We start from the raw sequence: 17,711 nt of genomic DNA, 5'->3' as shown, positions 1-17,711 counted from the left end.
TATGTAAGTATAAATTTTAATCTCTAAAACTTCTGCGTTCTTTTACTTATAAATATATACAACTCCAATTGTCACGCTGGAAGCGTCTCAACACTATTGAGCAACTTTGTAGGGATGCTTCCAGCATGACAAATTAAAATGAAGATTATCATTCCCTTTTTAACAATAAATTCTACTCCAATTGTAACCGTGGAGCCCTTATCAAAAATACTGAGCAACTTCACAAGGGTGCTTCAATTATGACAAATGAAACAAATAATCATAGAAAGTGAATACTGAGCACTTATGACTTTTCAAATTCCCCTCCTGAACACTGAACACTGAACACTTTTCTACTCCTCTTCCTTTTTAATAACTTTTCTCGCTACTTCAATCTTAAATTTCTTGCCTTTCATTTTTTCATCTTTAATTGCGTGCAATAAGTCTTTTACTTTATTGAATTTTACTGCTGCAAAAGAAATGAAATCTTTTACTTCGATTAAACCTAAATCACCTTTTTCAAGATTACCTTTTTGAGAAAAGAAACCTACGATGTCAATTTTATTTAATTTGTTTTTCTTTCCACCGCTGATATAAATCGTATGAAATTGAGGCGGTTTTGGTAAAGAAACATTGTTTTCTACATTGAAAACGGGCATTCCATAATCTAAATAATCTGCTTTTTTCTCACTTTCATGCGCCACTATATACGCTGTCCCTGAGGATAACATACGAGCTGTTCTACCATTTCTATGAGTAAACTCATCTTCCTTGGCCGGTAAATGATAATGGATAACATGATTCATTTCAGGAATGTCAAGTCCACGAGCTGCTAAATCAGTTGTGATTAAATAACTTACACTTCCGTTGCGAAATTGAATTAAAGCACGTTCTCTTTCATCCTGATCCATGCCACCATGGTAGCACGTAGCATAAATTCCTTTTTCGTTTAAAGTATCGCTTATGCGTTCTGCAGCATCACGATGGTTACAAAATACAATAGCCGATTCTGATTTTAAAGAACAAATTAAGTTGAACAAACTGCCTATTTTATCCTTTTCTTTAGAAACGACCATTTTTGTGGAAAGGTTTGATTCCTGTTCGTTTTCTGGAATAAAATCAAGAATCGTTGGGTTAACAACTCGTGTATATCTTGGAATCTCAATGTCTGAAGTCGCAGAAACCAAAACACGTTTGTTCAGTTTTGTTAATTTACCTATGATAAATGACATTTGCTCATGGAAACCTAATTGTAATGATTTATCAAACTCATCCAGAATTAAAGTTTGGATTTTATCCAGACGAAAAGTTCCTCTGTCAATATGATCAGCAATTCTTCCTGGAGTTCCCAATAGAACTGCTGGTGGATTGCTTAAATTTTTAATTTCTGTTTCAATAGAGTGTCCGCCGTAGCACACATTTACTTTGTAATCAGTACCCATTTTTTTCCAAACTTGCTCAATCTGTAATCCTAATTCGCGTGATGGAACTAAAATTAAACATTGCACGGACTGTATTTCCGGTTGCAACATTTCTAAAACTGGCAATAAAAAAGCTAAAGTCTTACCAGAACCTGTTGGCGAAAGTAAAAGAACATTATTATCATTTAGTATTGCGTCTTGAGCAACTTCTTGCATTTCGTTCAGACTTTCAATGCCTAAATTCAAAAGTATATTGTTGGAATGGTGTTTCTTATTCATTTTTTTTATTTGTGCAAAGGTAATTTTAAATTTTTAAATTTTCATTTGTTTTAAATAGCCTACTTTGAACACTAACAAACCGTTAAAATATTATCTAAAAATAGCTACATTTGATACTCAATATAAAAACTAAATTGTGAGATTTTGCACTTTCTTTTTTTTACTATTTTCCATAAGTCTGTTGGCGCAAAAAACAAATAAATACGATACTTTTTTCGAAAAAGGAAATGGAAATCAGTCGGGAAGCTATCAGGAAACAATAGCATATTACAAACTTCTAGCAAAAGATTTCCCAACAATCGAAATGCAAGAAATGGGATTAACGGATAGCGGCGAGCCATTGCACATTGTGATCTTTAATCCTGAAAAGCAATTCAACTTTGGAGAAATTCAAAAAAATAAAGCAGTAATCTTATTGAATAACGGAATTCATGCAGGTGAACCTGATGGAATTGATGCCAGTATGCAATTATTTAGGGATTTAGTTTTAGGAAAAATAAAAGCTCCAAAAAACACTGTAATTGTATGTATTCCAGTCTACAATATAGGAGGCGCTTTAAATAGAAATTCAAATTCTAGAGCGAATCAAGACGGTCCAGAAATTTATGGTTTTAGAGGAAATGCAAGAAATTACGACTTGAATCGCGATTTTATCAAATCAGATACTAGAAATACAAAAAGTTTTGTCGAGATATTCCACAAAATAAATCCTGATGTTTTTATTGACAATCATGTTAGTAATGGTGCTGATTACCAGTATAAATTGACTTACATAATGACGCAACATAACAAATTAGGAACTGTTTTAGGTAATTTTTTAGATACTAAAATGATGCCTGCTTTAGTCACAGATTTACAAAAAAAAGGGATTGAAACGACTCCTTATGTAAACGCATTTTCAGATACACCTGATAAAGGTTTTGCTCAGTTTTTTGAAAGTCCTAGATATGCAACAGGATATACTTCTTTATTCAATACCATAGGTTTTGTGGTGGAGACCCATATGCTGAAAAAATATGCAGAGCGCGTCAAAGTTACTTACGAGTATATGAGATCTACTATTAATTTTACTGACATTAATTTTAAGGAAATTAAACAATTACGTTTAAATAACGAGGAACAATATAAACCACAAAAATCATATACTATTAAGTGGGAAATTGATACTACCAAAGTAGTTCCGTTTTCTTTTCTTGGTTTTGAAGGTACTTACAAAAAAAGTGAGGTAACTTCCGGAAAAAGACTCTTTTATGACCGAACTAAACCTTACAAAAAAGACGTCCCTTTCAGCAAAGAATATAAGTCCACCAAAGAAATTACGATACCAGCAGCCTACGTTATTCCAAGAGGATTTTGGCCCGTTATCGACTTACTAAAAAGCAATGGAATCATAATGGAAAAACTACAGCAGGATACTATAATTGAAGTTGAAAGCTATAAAATTGCCGACTTTAACACTTCAAATTCAGCTTATGAAGGACATTATTTACATAGTAATACCACTACAACATCGCAAATTAAGAAAGTGGCTTTCGCCAAAGGTGATTATATTATAAAAACAACTCAAAAAGGTATTAAATACTTGCTGGAAAGTCTCGAACCAGAGGCCATTGATTCGTTCTTTAACTGGAACTTTTTCGATACAATTTTACAGCAAAAGGAAGGCTATTCAGATTATGTTTTTGAAGATACTGCTGCTCAATTATTAAAAAAGAATCCGAAATTAAAATTAGAATTCGAGCAAAAAAAACAGAGTGACAGCGACTTTTTAAAGAGCCCTGCGGCACAATTAAACTGGGTTTACAAACATTCAGTGTATTATGAATCCGCTCATTTACAATATCCTGTCTTTAGAATTTTAAAATAATCGAAAGACATAATTTAAAAGATATTTCTTAAAAAACGCAAACACCACTAATTTTTAACTTTCAAAAAGTTATAGTTAGTGGTGTTTTCGATTACAATTGAATCTGTTATTTAAATGGTAAAACAGATTATTTTACAATAGTTTCTTCCTCAAAAAGCAATTTTATATTTTCATAAGAATTTTTTAATGCTTCTTTAATTTGCTCTGGATTTAACCAAGCCACTTTTTCGATTCCTTCTTCTAGTTGCCCTTGAGGTGTTCCTTCAAAATCAGATTGCATTTCGAACCAGTGCGTAATCTTTAATTTATATTTTCCGTTTCTTCTAAAAACGTGATAGGTCTTTTGTAATTTGTGAGAAATAGAAAGACCATTTACACCAGTCTCCTCCTCTACTTCACGCTTAGCAGTATCTTCAATTTCCTCACCTTTCTCGATACCACCTTTAGGTAAGTCCCATTTCCCATTTCTAAAGATAAATAATACTTCCCTTTTTTTATTGTAAACTAAACCTCCGCCGGCTTTACAGACAGGGATTTTAGCTTTTAAAGTCTTCATAATCAAGCTCTCATCAGGATGATACAAATAAGCTTTATTAATTTTATTTTGAAATATTTTAACTATAAGTTGTTCTATATCAATACTCTCTAACAGAAATAATTGAAAATCTGTCTCCTTAGAGATGTGATTTGTCAAAAAAAGTGGCTTGTCGTTAACAAAAACTTTATACATTTGTACTATGATTTTTAATAAAGATACAGCCGAAAAAACAGCCGAATTCCTTTTGCAAATAAATGCAATTAAATTGAATCCAAGAAATCCTTTTACATGGGCTTCGGGATGGAAATCGCCAATTTATTGTGATAACCGATTAATTCTCTCATTTCCAGCAGTAAGAAATTATGTCAGAGATGAATTTTCGAAAAATATTGAGAAACAATTTGGAAAACCAGATGTTATTGCCGGTGTTGCCACAGGAGCGATAGGAATTGGTATTCTTGTAGCGGAAAGCTTGGGATTGCCTTTCGTGTATGTTCGTCCAGAAGCTAAAAAGCATGGAAGACAAAATCAAGTTGAGGGATTTTTACAAAAAGGACAAAACGTTGTTGTTGTAGAGGATCTAATCAGTACTGGAAACAGCAGTTTAATGGCTGTTGCAGCTTTACGTGAAGCAGGTGCGAATGTAAAAGGAATGGCAGCAATATTCACTTATGGATTTGGTGTTTCGGAGGAAAATTTTAAAGCGGCAAATGTTGATTTATATACCTTAAGTAATTACTCAAACTTATTGAATTTGGCTGTAGCCAAAAGATATATTACTGAAGAAGAAGAACAAACATTAAGAGAATGGAATGTGAGTCCGTCCACTTGGACCATTGAAGTTTAAATACAAAAACATAAAATAATGAACTTAGAAAGTCCAAAAGTTACCGTTCAAAAATCAGCGCAAGAATTATTTGATTTGTTGACTGACGTCAAAAATTTCGGAAAATTGATGCCGGAAAATATAGCAAAATTTGAAGTTATTGGTGACGATGCTTTCATCTTTGGGTTAAAAGGCATGCCAGAAATCAAATTAAAAATGAAGGAAAAAGTAGCGCCAAGTAAAGTAGTTCTGGGAGCTGCGAGCGATAAATTACCTTTTACTTTGATTGCTAATATTGATAGCATTTCAGATAGCTCAAGCGATGTTAAATTAGATTTTGAAGGTGATTTCAACCCAATGATGGCAATGATGATCAAAGGACCTATTGGAAAGTTTATTGAAACTTTAGCAAGCAACATGCACAAGCTGTAGTTTACAAAATAGTATTAAAAAAAACAGAGAAAAGATTTACATACAAGTGTAATTCTTTTCTCTGTTTTTTTTTATTTAATAATGTCAATACTTTATAATCTTGAATCCTGAATATTGTATTTAAGCTCAAGTTTTTAATATAGCATTTGAATTTCTTTGATATCATATTCGCAAATAAAATCATCTTCGAGTAAAACTTGCAATTTCCCAATAGCAGATACCCCATGAATAATACCCATAAATTTTATATTCTTCGCATTCGAAAACGCCATAGGAATTCCTCTTTTATATAAATTAAAAACATATTTCTCCCATAAAATCGCTGCATCTTTTATCCCAGTTGCAGCATTTTTCTCAATATTTTCAGCCACTTTTAAAAGAACTTCTTCTTTGTTAAATTGTTTTGCTGCTATAACTGCCATCGAAGACGCTTTAGGTAAGTTTTCAAAATTAATTTGATTTACATTTAATCCTAAACCAACTACTGAATTAATTGTGCCGTCACTTTTTATAACGTTTTCGATCAAAATGCCACCTATCTTTTTATTATATGACATTATGTCGTTAGGCCATTTTATAGAAAGATTCGGAATATTTAGTGATTCTAAAGCCTCCATTACAGCGAGAGAAACTGCTATATTTAGATTGAAAATTTGAGTTATATCAGATAGGAAATCCTTAATCAAAATACTCATTACTAAGTTTTTACTTGCCTCAGACGACCATACGGCACCCATTTGGCCTTTGCCTTTGAATTGATTCTCAGCACTTACAACAGTAAAATTTTCAATATTTTGCTTACTTGACAAGCCTTTTAAGAACTCGTTTGTCGAATCTATGGCATCGAGTTTGATTAGTTTCATGATACGTTTTTTGTAAACAGAATTTAATATTATGTTAAGGTTCAAAAATAATGACAAAAAATGGTAACTTTACAAACTTATATAAAAATAATTCATGGCCAAAAAGACTATAAACAATGACATCCTATTAGCGAATATCATTAACGGAATCGAAGAAGTAAAAGGAAATGACATTACTATCCTAGATTTAAGAGAAATAGATACAGCAGTATGCGACTATTTCGTTATTTGCAACGGTAATTCCAACACACAAGTTAACGCCATCGTAAACTCCATCCAAAAAATAGTTTCAAAAGAATTGAAAGACAAGCCATGGCATGTTGAAGGAACGGATAATGCAGAATGGGTACTGATAGATTACGTAAATATTGTAGTACATGTTTTCCAAAAGCACATTAGAGAATATTACAACATCGAAAGTTTATGGGGCGATGCTAAAATAACAACCATAGAAAACAAATACTAAAGACACATAATCCGTAGTAATGGCTAAAGAAAATAATCCAACTCCAAATAAATTTAAAGTAAGTCCGTGGTTAATTTATGCTGCAATCTTACTTATTTTCTTATTTATAAGTTTTATAACTGGAGGTTCTAGTATAGATGAACCAGGACAGTTGACTTCATCAAAATTTAACGACTATTTAGAAAAAGGTCAAATCGAAAAGGTTATTGTTTATAACAAAACAGAAGCTGAAGTCTTTTTGACAGCTGCTGCACTGAAAGATGCTGCACACAAGAAAGTTTCTAAAGATGTTTTTGATAGAGCTAACAAAGGACCGCACTACAAATTTGATATTGGTAACGATCAAATTTTCCAAAATAAATTGGAAAAAGCAGTTGAAGAGAAAAAATTAAAAGATTTTAATTTCTTACCTAAAAACAATTGGTCTGATATTTTAATTAGTCTTTTACCTATTATAATTATCATCGCTGTTTGGATCTTTATTATGAGAAAAATGTCTGGTGGTGGCGCAGGTGGTGGCGGACAGATTTTCAACATTGGAAAATCCAAAGCAAAACTATTTGATGAAAAAACAGATATCAAAACTACATTTAAAGATGTTGCTGGTTTAGAAGGTGCAAAAGAAGAAATACAAGAGATTGTAGAGTTCTTAAAAAACCCCGAAAAATATACTAATCTAGGAGGTAAAATACCAAAAGGTGCTCTACTTGTAGGACCTCCAGGAACTGGTAAAACATTATTAGCTAAAGCCGTTGCTGGTGAAGCACAAGTACCATTCTTCTCTTTATCAGGTTCTGATTTTGTTGAAATGTTTGTGGGTGTAGGAGCATCACGTGTACGTGATTTGTTCAAACAAGCTAAAGAAAAATCTCCAGCTATTATCTTTATTGATGAAATTGATGCAGTAGGTAGAGCGAGAGGAAAAAGCAACATGTCAGGTGGAAATGACGAGCGTGAGAATACATTAAACCAATTACTAACAGAAATGGATGGTTTTGGTACAAATTCTAACGTAATAGTATTAGCTGCTACTAACAGAGCTGATGTTCTTGACAAAGCTTTAATGCGTGCGGGACGTTTTGATAGACAAATATTTGTTGACTTGCCAGATATCAGAGAAAGAGCTGAAATTTTCCAAGTACACTTAGCTCCTATTAAAAAAGTAGAAGGTTTAGATCTTGATTTCTTAGCAAAACAAACCCCAGGTTTCTCTGGTGCTGATATAGCTAATGTTTGTAACGAAGCTGCTTTAATAGCGGCAAGACATAATAAAACTGCTGTTGACAGACAAGATTTCTTGGATGCAGTAGATAGAATTATTGGTGGTCTCGAAAAGAAAAATAAAATTATTACACCTGACGAGAAAAGAGCAATTGCAATCCACGAAGCGGGTCATGCAACTGTAAGCTGGATGCTAGAGCATGCTGCGCCTCTTATCAAAGTAACTATTGTTCCTCGTGGACAAAGTTTAGGAGCGGCTTGGTATCTTCCTGAAGAAAGACAAATCGTAAGAACAGATCAAATGTTAGACGAAATGTGTGCAACAATGGGTGGAAGAGCTGCAGAAAAAGTAACTTTTGATAGAATTTCTACAGGAGCATTAAGCGATTTAGAAAAAGTAACGCGTCAAGCTCGTGCAATGGTAACCATTTACGGATTGAACGAAAAAATAGGAAACGTTACTTATTATGATTCAACTGGACAAAGTGAGTACAATTTCTCTAAACCTTATTCTGATGAAACTGCTAAAGTAATTGATGCTGAAATTTCTGATTTGATTGAAGGTCAGTACACAAGAGCGATTGCAATCTTAGAAGAAAATAAAGATAAGTTGAACCAACTTGCTGATATCTTAATCGAAAAAGAAGTTATTTTTAAAGATGACTTAGAAGCTATTTTCGGTAAAAGAACATGGGATAAAAATCTCGAAGAAGTAGTTTCATAAATAAAATACCAATATTTAATTATTTAGAAAATCTTAATTCAAAAACAACTTTTGAATTAAGATTTTTTTATCTTTGGACGTTTTCAAATAATAAATCAAGTAGTTTAAAAGTGTATGAGTCTTTTTAGAAAATTTTTTGGTTCAATCAATCCTGCTTCTGATGAAGATAAAGCAAATGAATCTAACGAGTCATTTACTGAAAGCAACAAATCAATTGACGAGATATTTATTTTCAATTTTAAAAAAAATGGAGGTAAGTTTTTATACTGTGAAAATCTTGAAGAAGTAAAAGAGCAGTTTGAAAATATACTAGAGGAAAACGACTGGTTTGAGAGTAAAGTTCTATGCTACAATCCTGATTTGTTTTCGATCCTTGACGACAATAAATTGGATTACAGTAAAAGTGCAGATCCAAAATTCCTATATGCTACCTGTGAAAACTTAATAGCTGATGAAGGTTCTATACTGTTTTCATCTAAGCAAATCAAGCAAAATAAACCGCACGAACTTCCCGCAAACATTATTATATTAGCTACGACTAGTCAAATTATTGGCGCTAAAAGTGATTTGTTGAGTGTTATTAAAAAGAAGTATGAAACAGACTACCCTACTAATATCACTACGATAAAATATTTCGAAAAAGCTAAAGAAGAAGATTTCACACAATACGGAAGCACTGCTAAAAACCTATATTTATTGCTCTTAGAAGATCTTTAAGATGAATGAAACCCTAAAACGAGGTATATCAGGAGCTGTATATATCTTATTGTTACTGGCATCCATTTTATATTCGACAGAAACTTTTTTTATTCTTTTCGGTATATTTATGGCAATAGCAATTTACGAGTTTTGTAACCTTGTTCAAATTGGAAAAGTGTTTCCTATAATTTTAGGAATTACGTTATATACCGCTATCACTCTATTGAGCCATTACAATAAGTTAACTAAACAATGGATTGATGAAATTTTCAATACTGATATTGATATTTCCTTTAACATTCATCAATTAGATATAATACTGTTAGTGATAGCATTAGTTGTTTCTCTCAAAGCAATATTGTTCTTGTTTTACGATAGTATTCAGAAAATAAGCAATTCTTCAAAATACCTATATTTAATAGGTTACATAATATTACCCTTTATCTTTATTACCAAAATTTCTTTTGGAGTACAAGACTACAATCCAAAGATTATTATAGGACTTTTTATATTGGTTTGGACAAACGATACATTTGCGTACATCGTAGGTAAGTCAATAGGTAGAACTAAATTATTCGAAAGAATATCACCTAAGAAAACTGTTGAAGGCTTCTTAGGCGGAATTGTTTTTGCGGTTTTAGCTGGTTACATGATATCTAGGTATTACATAAAGGCGAGCCCAGAACACAGCGATCGTTCTATATTAATATGGACATCAATTGCAGTTATCGTTGGAATTGTAGGTACAATTGGAGACTTAATTGAATCTAAATTCAAGCGAATAGCTGGTGTAAAAGATAGCGGAAGTATAATGCCTGGCCACGGAGGCATACTAGATCGTTTAGATAGTGTTATATTTGTAGCACCAATAATTTTTTTGTTTTATCAAATTTTAAACTATGTTTCATAAAGAAGGAACCCAATCGATTTTATTAGGAACGATTTTTACTGCTATTGTACTTTTATTGTCTGATTATTTTATTGACACGAACTGGCTAAAAATGGCCGTTCAAATTGTAGCATTATTGCTTTTGGTTATTATTTTACAATTTTTTAGAAACCCAAAAAGAACTGTCATCATCAACGAGAATCAAATTCTTGCACCAGTTGACGGTAAAGTTGTTGTGATTGAAGAAGTATACGAGGGAGAATATTTTAAAGACAAGCGTTTACAAATATCAATTTTCATGTCACCTATAAATGTACACGTTACGCGTTACGGCTTGAGTGGTTTAGTGAAATTTAGTAAATACCATCCTGGTAAATTTTTAGTGGCTTGGCATCCAAAAGCAAGTGAAGAAAACGAAAGAACTACCATTGTTGTTGAGAATAACAGTTTTGGTGAAGTTCTATACCGCCAGATCGCTGGAGCATTAGCACGCCGAATAGTTAACTACGCTGAAGTGGGTATGCAAGTTGTTCAAGGTACTGATGCTGGTTTTATCAAATTTGGTTCAAGAGTTGATATTTTTTTACCATTAGGAACTCCTATCAATGTTACCTTAAATGAAACAGCAGTAGGAGGAAAAACAGTTATAGCAACAAAAAAATAATGACCGAAAAAGATTTAGATACTCAATTTCTAGAAGCTGTAGAAATAGCGTCGAATATGACGCAAGCTTCTTTACCACAGGATGTACAATTGCGACTATACGCTTTATACAAACATTCGACTAAAGGTACCGTAGATCTAAAACAAAATCCTTCATTCCATTTGAGAGATGCTTTTAAAACAAACGCTTGGATGCAAATTAGCCATCTCACTTCAAACGAAGCCAAGCAGCAATATATCGAAATGATACTTTCGCTATATAAAAAATAATCTAATGATGAAAAAGACCTATTTACTAATTCCAATACTTTTGCTGATTATACTTTTACAAGCTTGTAATGACAAGAAATTAATAGAAGTCGTTGAAGTGCCATTACCTACAACCGTGGAGGAAAAACCTGTGATGGGATCTCCTGATGATGTTAGAGCAATTGAAGGCTCTTTTCAAATGGAGAAATTACCTTACACTTATGACGCACTAGCTCCGAGCATATCTGCTACTACATTAGAAATGCATTACTCTAAACATTATCTAACTTATACTAATAATTTAAACAAAGCCGTTTTAGGAACTCCGCTAGAAAACCTAACAATTGAAGAGGTTTTGGCTAAATTAGATCCTAACGACCAAGCGATTCGCAATAATGCAGGAGGATTTTACAATCATTCTATGTACTGGAAATGCATGAGACCAGATTCGGCACGTGAAGCAAGTGGTTCATTAGCAGAGGCTATTATCAGAGACTTTGGATCTTTTGGTCGCTTTACGACTATGTTCAAAAATGAAGCTACAAAGCATTTTGGTTCTGGTTGGGTATGGTTAATTATTGATCGTTCAGGCAAGTTGCAAGTAAGCAGCACTGACAATCAAGATAATCCATTAATGCGAAACGCTACTATGCCAGGTACTCCAATTTTAGCATTAGATATTTGGGAACATTCGTATTACTTAGATTACCAGTACAGAAGAGCAAATTATATCGATGCTTTTTTTACTTTAATTAATTGGAAAAAAGTACAAGAGAATTACGAGAGTGCTGTGAAAAAATAATTTTTCAATTATTGCTACCATTTAATTACTCCGCTCTATTTTAGCTCTAAAGAAAAGTAAGAAGACCTTTATTTTAGTACTATTCAAAAATTCTACTATCGATTTTAGCAGTATAATAAGCAATCATAAAACTTGTATTTTTTAAAACTTGATGTGTTACCGCTCTACGAGAATCCGATTGTAATTTAAATAAGAGTCATTACTTTACAGCATTCTTACTCTATTACTTAAATTATTTAAAATCGCAATTAGACTTCTTTCGTACTAGAGACTTTTTCAAAATTTTCTATTTAAAAGTATCGAAAGTAACTCAAATCTAATCTTCAATTATTTAGAATTTAGTTTGAAATTGTCAATTCTTTTCCTCTTTCGAAAAAACCAGTAAAGACGATAAATTATAAATGATTGTAATTGCTTTTGATCAATTATAAATAAACCTTAATATGGATTAGGATTGTATCCTTTTTCATAAATTTGACAAAAATTAAATCCATTGAATAAATCACTTTTTTCCCTTTGTTATTGTTTCTTGTTGATTGCTAGCAATTTAATTTTGGCACAAGCACCGAAAAAAATTATTATTGAAAATTCTGATTTTGCAGATGTAAATCAAACAGAAACTCCTGATGCTTTATTGCTTATTGGGAACGTTCGTGTAAATCATGACGGAATTGTAATGACGTGCAATAAAGCTTATTATTTCCAGAAAGAGAATTACATAAAAGCTTTTGGTAATGTGCAAATGGTACAAGGTGACACTTTGTTTTTAAATAGTAAATATGCTGAATATAATGGTAATCTAAAAAAAGCATATGCTTCCGGTGATGCTGTTATGAGTTCGCCAGACGCAACTCTTGTAACTGAAATAATTAACTTTGATAGAAATACACAAGAAGCATTCTACGAAACTCCCGGAACAATTACCAACAAAGAAAATATATTACAAAGTAATTCAGGCCGGTATTACGTCACTCAGAAGAAGTTTCAGTTCCTGACAGCAGTTACGATTACAAATCCAACTTACGTCATTAAGTCAAATCATCTCGATTATTTTAGCAACTCCGGACATTCCTATCTTTTAGGACCGTCGACAATTACTAGTAAAGCAAATTTCATTTACACTGAAAAAGGTTTTTATGATACTAAAAAAAATCTAGCTCACTTCCTCAACAAATCGTACATCAAGTACGATGATCGCGTGATTAAAGGAGATAGTTTGTATTACGATCGAAATAGAGAATTTGCTTCGGCAACGCGAAATGTGAAAATTACAGATTCTATTAATCGGGGAATTATCAAAGGCCATTATGCTGAAATGTATAAAAAGCAAGATTCGGTATTTGTTACTAAGAGAGCAGTCGCTATAAATTTTGTCGAAAATGACTCCGTCTATATTCATGGAAAAAAATTAATGGTTACTGGCAAGGAAGAAAATCGAATTATCAGAGCTTTTAATAATGTACGCTTTTACAAAACAGATATGAGCGGCAAATGTGATTCGATACATTCAAGTTCTAAAACTGCCTTGACAAAAATGATAGGAAATCCTATATTATGGAATGGCGAAAGCCAAATCACAGGTGACATTATGCACCTTATAGGAAATAACAACTCTAAAAAGTTAGATTCGCTTAAAGTACTCAACAATACTTTTATAGTGTCAAAAGATACTTTGGGCACTGGCTACAACCAAGTAAAAGGCCAAAATCTCTACGGAAAATTTGAGGAAGGAAAATTACGGGACGTTGATATTGTTAAGAATGCAGAAGTGATTTATTATATGCGAAATGATGATCAAGAATTAATTGGCATTAATAAAAATGTTAGTAGCAAAATCAATCTTTTATTAAATAAAAATGAGATAGAAACAATTACATTTTTTAATCAAGTTGATGGTGATATTTTTCCTGAAAAAGATTTGCCAGAAAATGCCCGTAAGCTTAGAGGATTATTGTGGCGTGGCGACGAGAGAATAAAGACAAAAGATGATATTTTTCCTCCTGAGGAAAGTGAAGACATTTATAAGTCCGCTAAAGCGTCAAAATCTACTGCGGCAAAAGACAATGCTCCAATGAAAATTAGAGAAGAAACTTTGAATTACGATAAAAAATCTAAACCAAAGCCTAAAAAAATAAAATGATAACAGTTTTCTAAGCGGTTATTAGTTTAAAACATTAAATATAAAAAAAGTGAATACTGATTTTACAAAATATCAAGCACAAACTTCACCTTATCCTTTAGGCATGGAAGTTTCACATGCGGTAGGTTCATACATTTACGACACAAATAATAAAAAATATTTAGATTTTGTTGCTGGAGTTTCTGCTTGCGCGCTGGGGCATCAGCATCCAAAAGTAAATCAAGCTATAAAAAATCAACTTGATAAATATTCTCACGTAATGGTTTATGGCGAATACTCGCAAAGTCCAGCAGTTGAATATTGCAAATTATTAGTTTCACTCCTACCACCAACATTGAACAAAACTTATTTAGTAAATTCAGGTACAGAAGCTATTGAAGGCGCTTTAAAATTAGCGCGAAGAACAACTGGTAGAAGTCAATTAATTTCTTGTCATAATGCGTATCATGGAAATACAATGGGTTCTATGAGCGTGATGGGATTTGAAGAGCGCAAACAAGTTTTTCGTCCTCTTATACCAGATGTTGACTTTATAACTTTTAATAATGAAGCAGACTTAGAAAAAATAACAACTAAAACTGCTGGAATAATCTTAGAAACCATTCAAGGAGGTGCTGGATTTATTCAGCCGCATAATGATTTCCTCAAGAAAGTACGTCAACGTTGTGATGAAGTAGGTGCCATGATGATATTAGATGAAATTCAGCCTGGTTTTGGAAGAACAGGAAAATTATTCGGATTTCAACATTACGATGTAGTTCCAGATATTTTGGTAATGGGCAAAGGAATGGGTGGCGGAATGCCAGTAGGTGCCTTCACTGCCGAGGCTTCAAGGATGGATTTATTAAGCGATAATCCTAAATTAGGTCACATCACCACATTTGGTGGTCACCCTGTCATAGCGTCAGCCTGTTTAGCGACTTTGAAGGAAATTACCGAGACGAATTTGATGGATGAAGCCATTGAGAAAGAAAACTTATTTAGATCGCTTTTGGTACATCCTTTGATAGAGGATGTACGAGGACGAGGATTAATGCTGGCCGCAATGACAAAAAGCGCTGATATTACTAATGAAGTGATTCTTAAATGTCAAGACAAAGGACTTATTTTATTTTGGTTACTTTTTGAAGGAACAGCAATCCGCATAACGCCACCGCTTACCATTTCAAATGAAGAAATTAAAGAAGGTTGCAAAATAATGCTAGATGTAATGGACGAGATTTTCAATAAAGAATAATTATAGTACGAAGGTATTCTTGCTCCCTAAACTTCGGGACGCTACACTCTTTCATCAGGACTAGAATAGCAGGTTATGAACAAAAATATTTATTAATTGAAATTTGTTTTTTGTTAATTAAATTGTTCAAAACAATTCCTACTCCTCAGCGCTTTAACATTAATGATGCCTAACTTTATTTAGGCCAAATTAAAAAAACACAGTATGCAATTAAGCAACGAAGAAGAAGACTATAACTTATCCTTGTCTAAATTTGAGTCTATGTTGAAAACCAACAAAGTGCTCTTTTTTGACTCTGAGGAATTTGAAGAAATCATTCTTCATTATCTCGATATGGGTAAGGCCGCTTTAGCTAAAAAAGCATTAAAGTTAGCACTTGATCAACACCCCAAATCAACAGGACTAAAACTAGTCCAAGTGGAGATGTTAGTCTATGATGACAAACTAGAATTAGCCGAAAAATTGCTAAATGAATTATATGCAATCGAACCTACGAACGAAGAAATATACATTCAAAAAGCAAATATATACTCTAAAAGAGACCAACACGAAAAAGCAGTTGAGTTATTAAAAATTGCTTTAAAATATACTGATGATTATGCAGATGTCTATAATTTAATAGGCATGGAATACTTATTCATGGATAATTTCGAATTAGCGAAAGAAAGTTTCATCAAATGCTTAGAGGAAGACTTAGAAGATCAATCTGCATTATATAATGTTGTTTATTGCTTTGAATTTTTAGATCAAAATCAAGAAGCGATTACTTTCTTAAATGAATATATTGAAAAAAATCCATACAGTGAGATTGCTTGGCACCAAGTAGGTCGATTGCATTACGGTGTAAAAGAATATGAAAATGCAATTCGCGCTTTCGATTACGCGACTTTAATAGACGATGAATTCTTAGGAGCGTTTATGGAAAAAGCGAAAGCTTTTGAAAGACTTAAAAAATATAAGGAAGCTATTGAAAGTTACGAAAGAACTATAGAGCTAGATGATGCAACTTCATATGCATTACTAAGAATAGGAAAATGTCACGAGAAATTAGGAAATAAAGCACTTGCTCTAAAATATTTTAATCAAACAGTGCATGAAGATCCGCTTCTTGATAAAGGATGGATTGCAATTACTGACTTTTATGTTCGCCAAAAAAACTTTCAAAAAGCACTTTTCTTTGTCAACAAAGCATTAGCAATTGATAATCAAAATCAATTGTACTGGAAGCGATATGCCTCTATAAATAAACAAATGAACTTTTTTGAGGAAGCAGAGTTTGGATATAGAAAAGCAGTCGAATTTGGAGACCACTCTTTAGAGACATGGTTGTTTTGGGTTGATATTCTTCAATTTTTAGGAGAATTTGATAGCGCAATAAAAACATTGCTGCAGGCGTCTGAATATTTTCCGGAAGAAAACGAAGTTGAATATCGATTAGCTGGATTGTATTATATGCAAGCTGACAATACTAAAGCAAAATTTCATTTGAGTAATGCTTTACGACTAAACTTTGATAACAAAGTTGTTCTCGAGGAATTATATCCGGTAGTTTGGGCAAGAAAAATAGTTCAGAATCATATCTTAAAATACATAAAACCATAATGATTGAAATAGTAAAAAAGCGTTTTGGTTTGTTGGGTAGAAATATAAGCTACTCCTTTTCTAAAGGATATTTTACTGAGAAATTTAGTAATGAAAACTTTGAAGGTTGTACTTATGAGAATTTTGATATTCAAGAAATCACAACTTTACCTGAGATTATTAGAGACAATTTAGAATTAAAAGGTTTGAGCGTTACAATTCCTTACAAAGAAACTGTAATTCCTTTCTTGGATAAATTATCAAAAAAAGCAAAGAAAATTGGTGCTGTTAATACGATTAAAGTTTCCAAAAAAGGCAAGCTTAAAGGATACAATACAGACTATTTTGGCTTTAAAAAATCGTTAAAACCTCTATTAAATAAAAGTCATCAGCGAGCATTAATCTTAGGAACAGGTGGCGCTTCAAAAGGTGTAGCTTTCGCTTTGGACGAGTTAAAGATTTCCTATACATTTGTTTCCAGAGAAGCGAAAGAAAATGCAATTAGTTATGAAGCTATTAATGCTTCAACATTTGAAAATTACCAAATCATAATTAATTCTACTCCAGTAGGAACAAGTCCTAATATTGATGCTTTTCCACTAATTCCTTACGAGTATTTTACAGAAAAGCATATTGCTTATGATTTAATTTACAATCCAGAAGAAACACAATTTTTAAAAAAAGCAAAAGAACGAGGCGCTAAAACAAAAAATGGTTTAGATATGCTCATTTTTCAGGCCGAGAAAGCATGGAAAATTTGGAATAAATAAAACTAAAACACAAAGACATCTACCAATATTTCAAGCTACAACCCTTAAAAGTTATAGCTTTTTTT

At 32.5% G+C, this 17,711-nt stretch carries 17 protein-coding genes; 14 read left to right on the top strand and 3 right to left on the bottom strand.

What is annotated here, in order from left to right:
• Positions 1-332: 332 nt before the first annotated feature.
• Entirely contained in the window at positions 333-1,679 is a 1,347-nt protein-coding gene (locus BC961_RS03240) for a DEAD/DEAH box helicase (protein WP_121924401.1), read from the bottom strand.
• Between the two features lie 181 nt (positions 1,680-1,860).
• Between BC961_RS03240 and BC961_RS03235 the strand changes: the two genes are divergently transcribed.
• Positions 1,861-3,546 carry a M14 family metallopeptidase gene (locus tag BC961_RS03235; protein WP_394345432.1) on the top strand — a complete coding sequence of 562 codons (1,686 nt, stop codon included), beginning with the start codon at positions 1,861-1,863 and terminating at the stop codon, positions 3,544-3,546.
• A 127-nt stretch (positions 3,547-3,673) separates the two neighbouring features.
• On the opposite strand, the gene BC961_RS03230 is transcribed toward BC961_RS03235, so the two are convergent.
• Positions 3,674-4,276, bottom strand: a complete 603-nt coding sequence (locus BC961_RS03230; RefSeq protein ID WP_121924399.1) for an NUDIX hydrolase — start codon at positions 4,274-4,276, stop codon at positions 3,674-3,676.
• Between the two features lie 7 nt (positions 4,277-4,283).
• On the opposite strand from BC961_RS03230, the gene pyrE reads away from it, so the two are divergent.
• Complete coding sequence (gene pyrE, locus BC961_RS03225) at positions 4,284-4,931, top strand: orotate phosphoribosyltransferase (RefSeq protein WP_121924398.1); 648 nt, start codon at positions 4,284-4,286, stop codon at positions 4,929-4,931.
• A gap of 18 nt (positions 4,932-4,949) precedes the next feature.
• Positions 4,950-5,342, top strand: a complete 393-nt coding sequence (locus BC961_RS03220) for an SRPBCC family protein (RefSeq protein WP_121924397.1) — start codon at positions 4,950-4,952, stop codon at positions 5,340-5,342.
• A 134-nt stretch (positions 5,343-5,476) separates the two neighbouring features.
• Here the strand turns inward: BC961_RS03220 and BC961_RS03215 are convergent, their stop codons facing one another.
• Positions 5,477-6,205 carry a biotin--[acetyl-CoA-carboxylase] ligase gene (locus tag BC961_RS03215; protein ID WP_121924396.1) on the bottom strand — a complete coding sequence of 243 codons (729 nt, stop codon included), beginning with the start codon at positions 6,203-6,205 and terminating at the stop codon, positions 5,477-5,479.
• Between the two features lie 94 nt (positions 6,206-6,299).
• On the opposite strand from BC961_RS03215, the gene rsfS reads away from it, so the two are divergent.
• The 11 genes from rsfS (at position 6,300) to BC961_RS03160 (ending at position 17,646) form a co-directional block, all read left to right on the top strand.
• A complete protein-coding gene (rsfS, locus tag BC961_RS03210; RefSeq protein WP_121924395.1) occupies positions 6,300-6,671 on the top strand; it encodes a ribosome silencing factor in 372 nt (123 codons plus the stop codon).
• A gap of 19 nt (positions 6,672-6,690) precedes the next feature.
• Entirely contained in the window at positions 6,691-8,616 is a 1,926-nt protein-coding gene (gene ftsH / locus BC961_RS03205; RefSeq protein ID WP_121924394.1) for an ATP-dependent zinc metalloprotease FtsH, read from the top strand.
• A 114-nt stretch (positions 8,617-8,730) separates the two neighbouring features.
• On the top strand, positions 8,731-9,333 hold the full coding sequence (locus tag BC961_RS03200) for a lactate utilization protein B/C (RefSeq protein WP_121924393.1): 603 nt from the start codon (positions 8,731-8,733) through the stop codon (positions 9,331-9,333).
• 1 nt (position 9,334) lies between these two features.
• Positions 9,335-10,225, top strand: coding sequence for a phosphatidate cytidylyltransferase (locus tag BC961_RS03195; protein ID WP_121924392.1), 891 nt, complete (start codon positions 9,335-9,337; stop codon positions 10,223-10,225).
• Positions 10,215-10,868, top strand: coding sequence for a phosphatidylserine decarboxylase family protein (locus tag BC961_RS03190; RefSeq protein ID WP_121924391.1), 654 nt, complete (start codon positions 10,215-10,217; stop codon positions 10,866-10,868). Before BC961_RS03195 ends, BC961_RS03190 begins: the two co-directional genes overlap by 11 nt.
• Entirely contained in the window at positions 10,868-11,137 is a 270-nt protein-coding gene (locus BC961_RS03185) for an acyl-CoA-binding protein (RefSeq protein ID WP_121924390.1), read from the top strand. Before BC961_RS03190 ends, BC961_RS03185 begins: the two co-directional genes overlap by 1 nt.
• Positions 11,138-11,141: 4 nt before the next feature.
• Positions 11,142-11,918, top strand: a complete 777-nt coding sequence (locus BC961_RS03180; protein WP_317126951.1) for a superoxide dismutase — start codon at positions 11,142-11,144, stop codon at positions 11,916-11,918.
• A gap of 553 nt (positions 11,919-12,471) precedes the next feature.
• Entirely contained in the window at positions 12,472-14,058 is a 1,587-nt protein-coding gene (locus BC961_RS03175; protein WP_245980794.1) for an OstA-like protein, read from the top strand.
• A 49-nt stretch (positions 14,059-14,107) separates the two neighbouring features.
• Positions 14,108-15,295 (top strand): aspartate aminotransferase family protein, encoded by a 1,188-nt coding sequence (locus BC961_RS03170; RefSeq protein ID WP_121924388.1) that lies wholly within the window; start codon positions 14,108-14,110, stop codon positions 15,293-15,295.
• A gap of 204 nt (positions 15,296-15,499) precedes the next feature.
• Complete coding sequence (locus tag BC961_RS03165) at positions 15,500-16,897, top strand: tetratricopeptide repeat protein (RefSeq protein ID WP_121924387.1); 1,398 nt, start codon at positions 15,500-15,502, stop codon at positions 16,895-16,897.
• On the top strand, positions 16,897-17,646 hold the full coding sequence (locus tag BC961_RS03160) for a shikimate dehydrogenase family protein (RefSeq protein ID WP_121924386.1): 750 nt from the start codon (positions 16,897-16,899) through the stop codon (positions 17,644-17,646). Before BC961_RS03165 ends, BC961_RS03160 begins: the two co-directional genes overlap by 1 nt.
• Positions 17,647-17,711: the final 65 nt, after the last annotated feature.

This window comes from Flavobacterium weaverense, from assembly GCF_003688495.1.
Lineage (GTDB): Bacteria > Bacteroidota > Bacteroidia > Flavobacteriales > Flavobacteriaceae > Flavobacterium > Flavobacterium weaverense.
The sequence above is the reverse complement of the archived record's forward strand: the minus strand, read 5'-3'. Positions and strand labels throughout refer to the sequence as shown.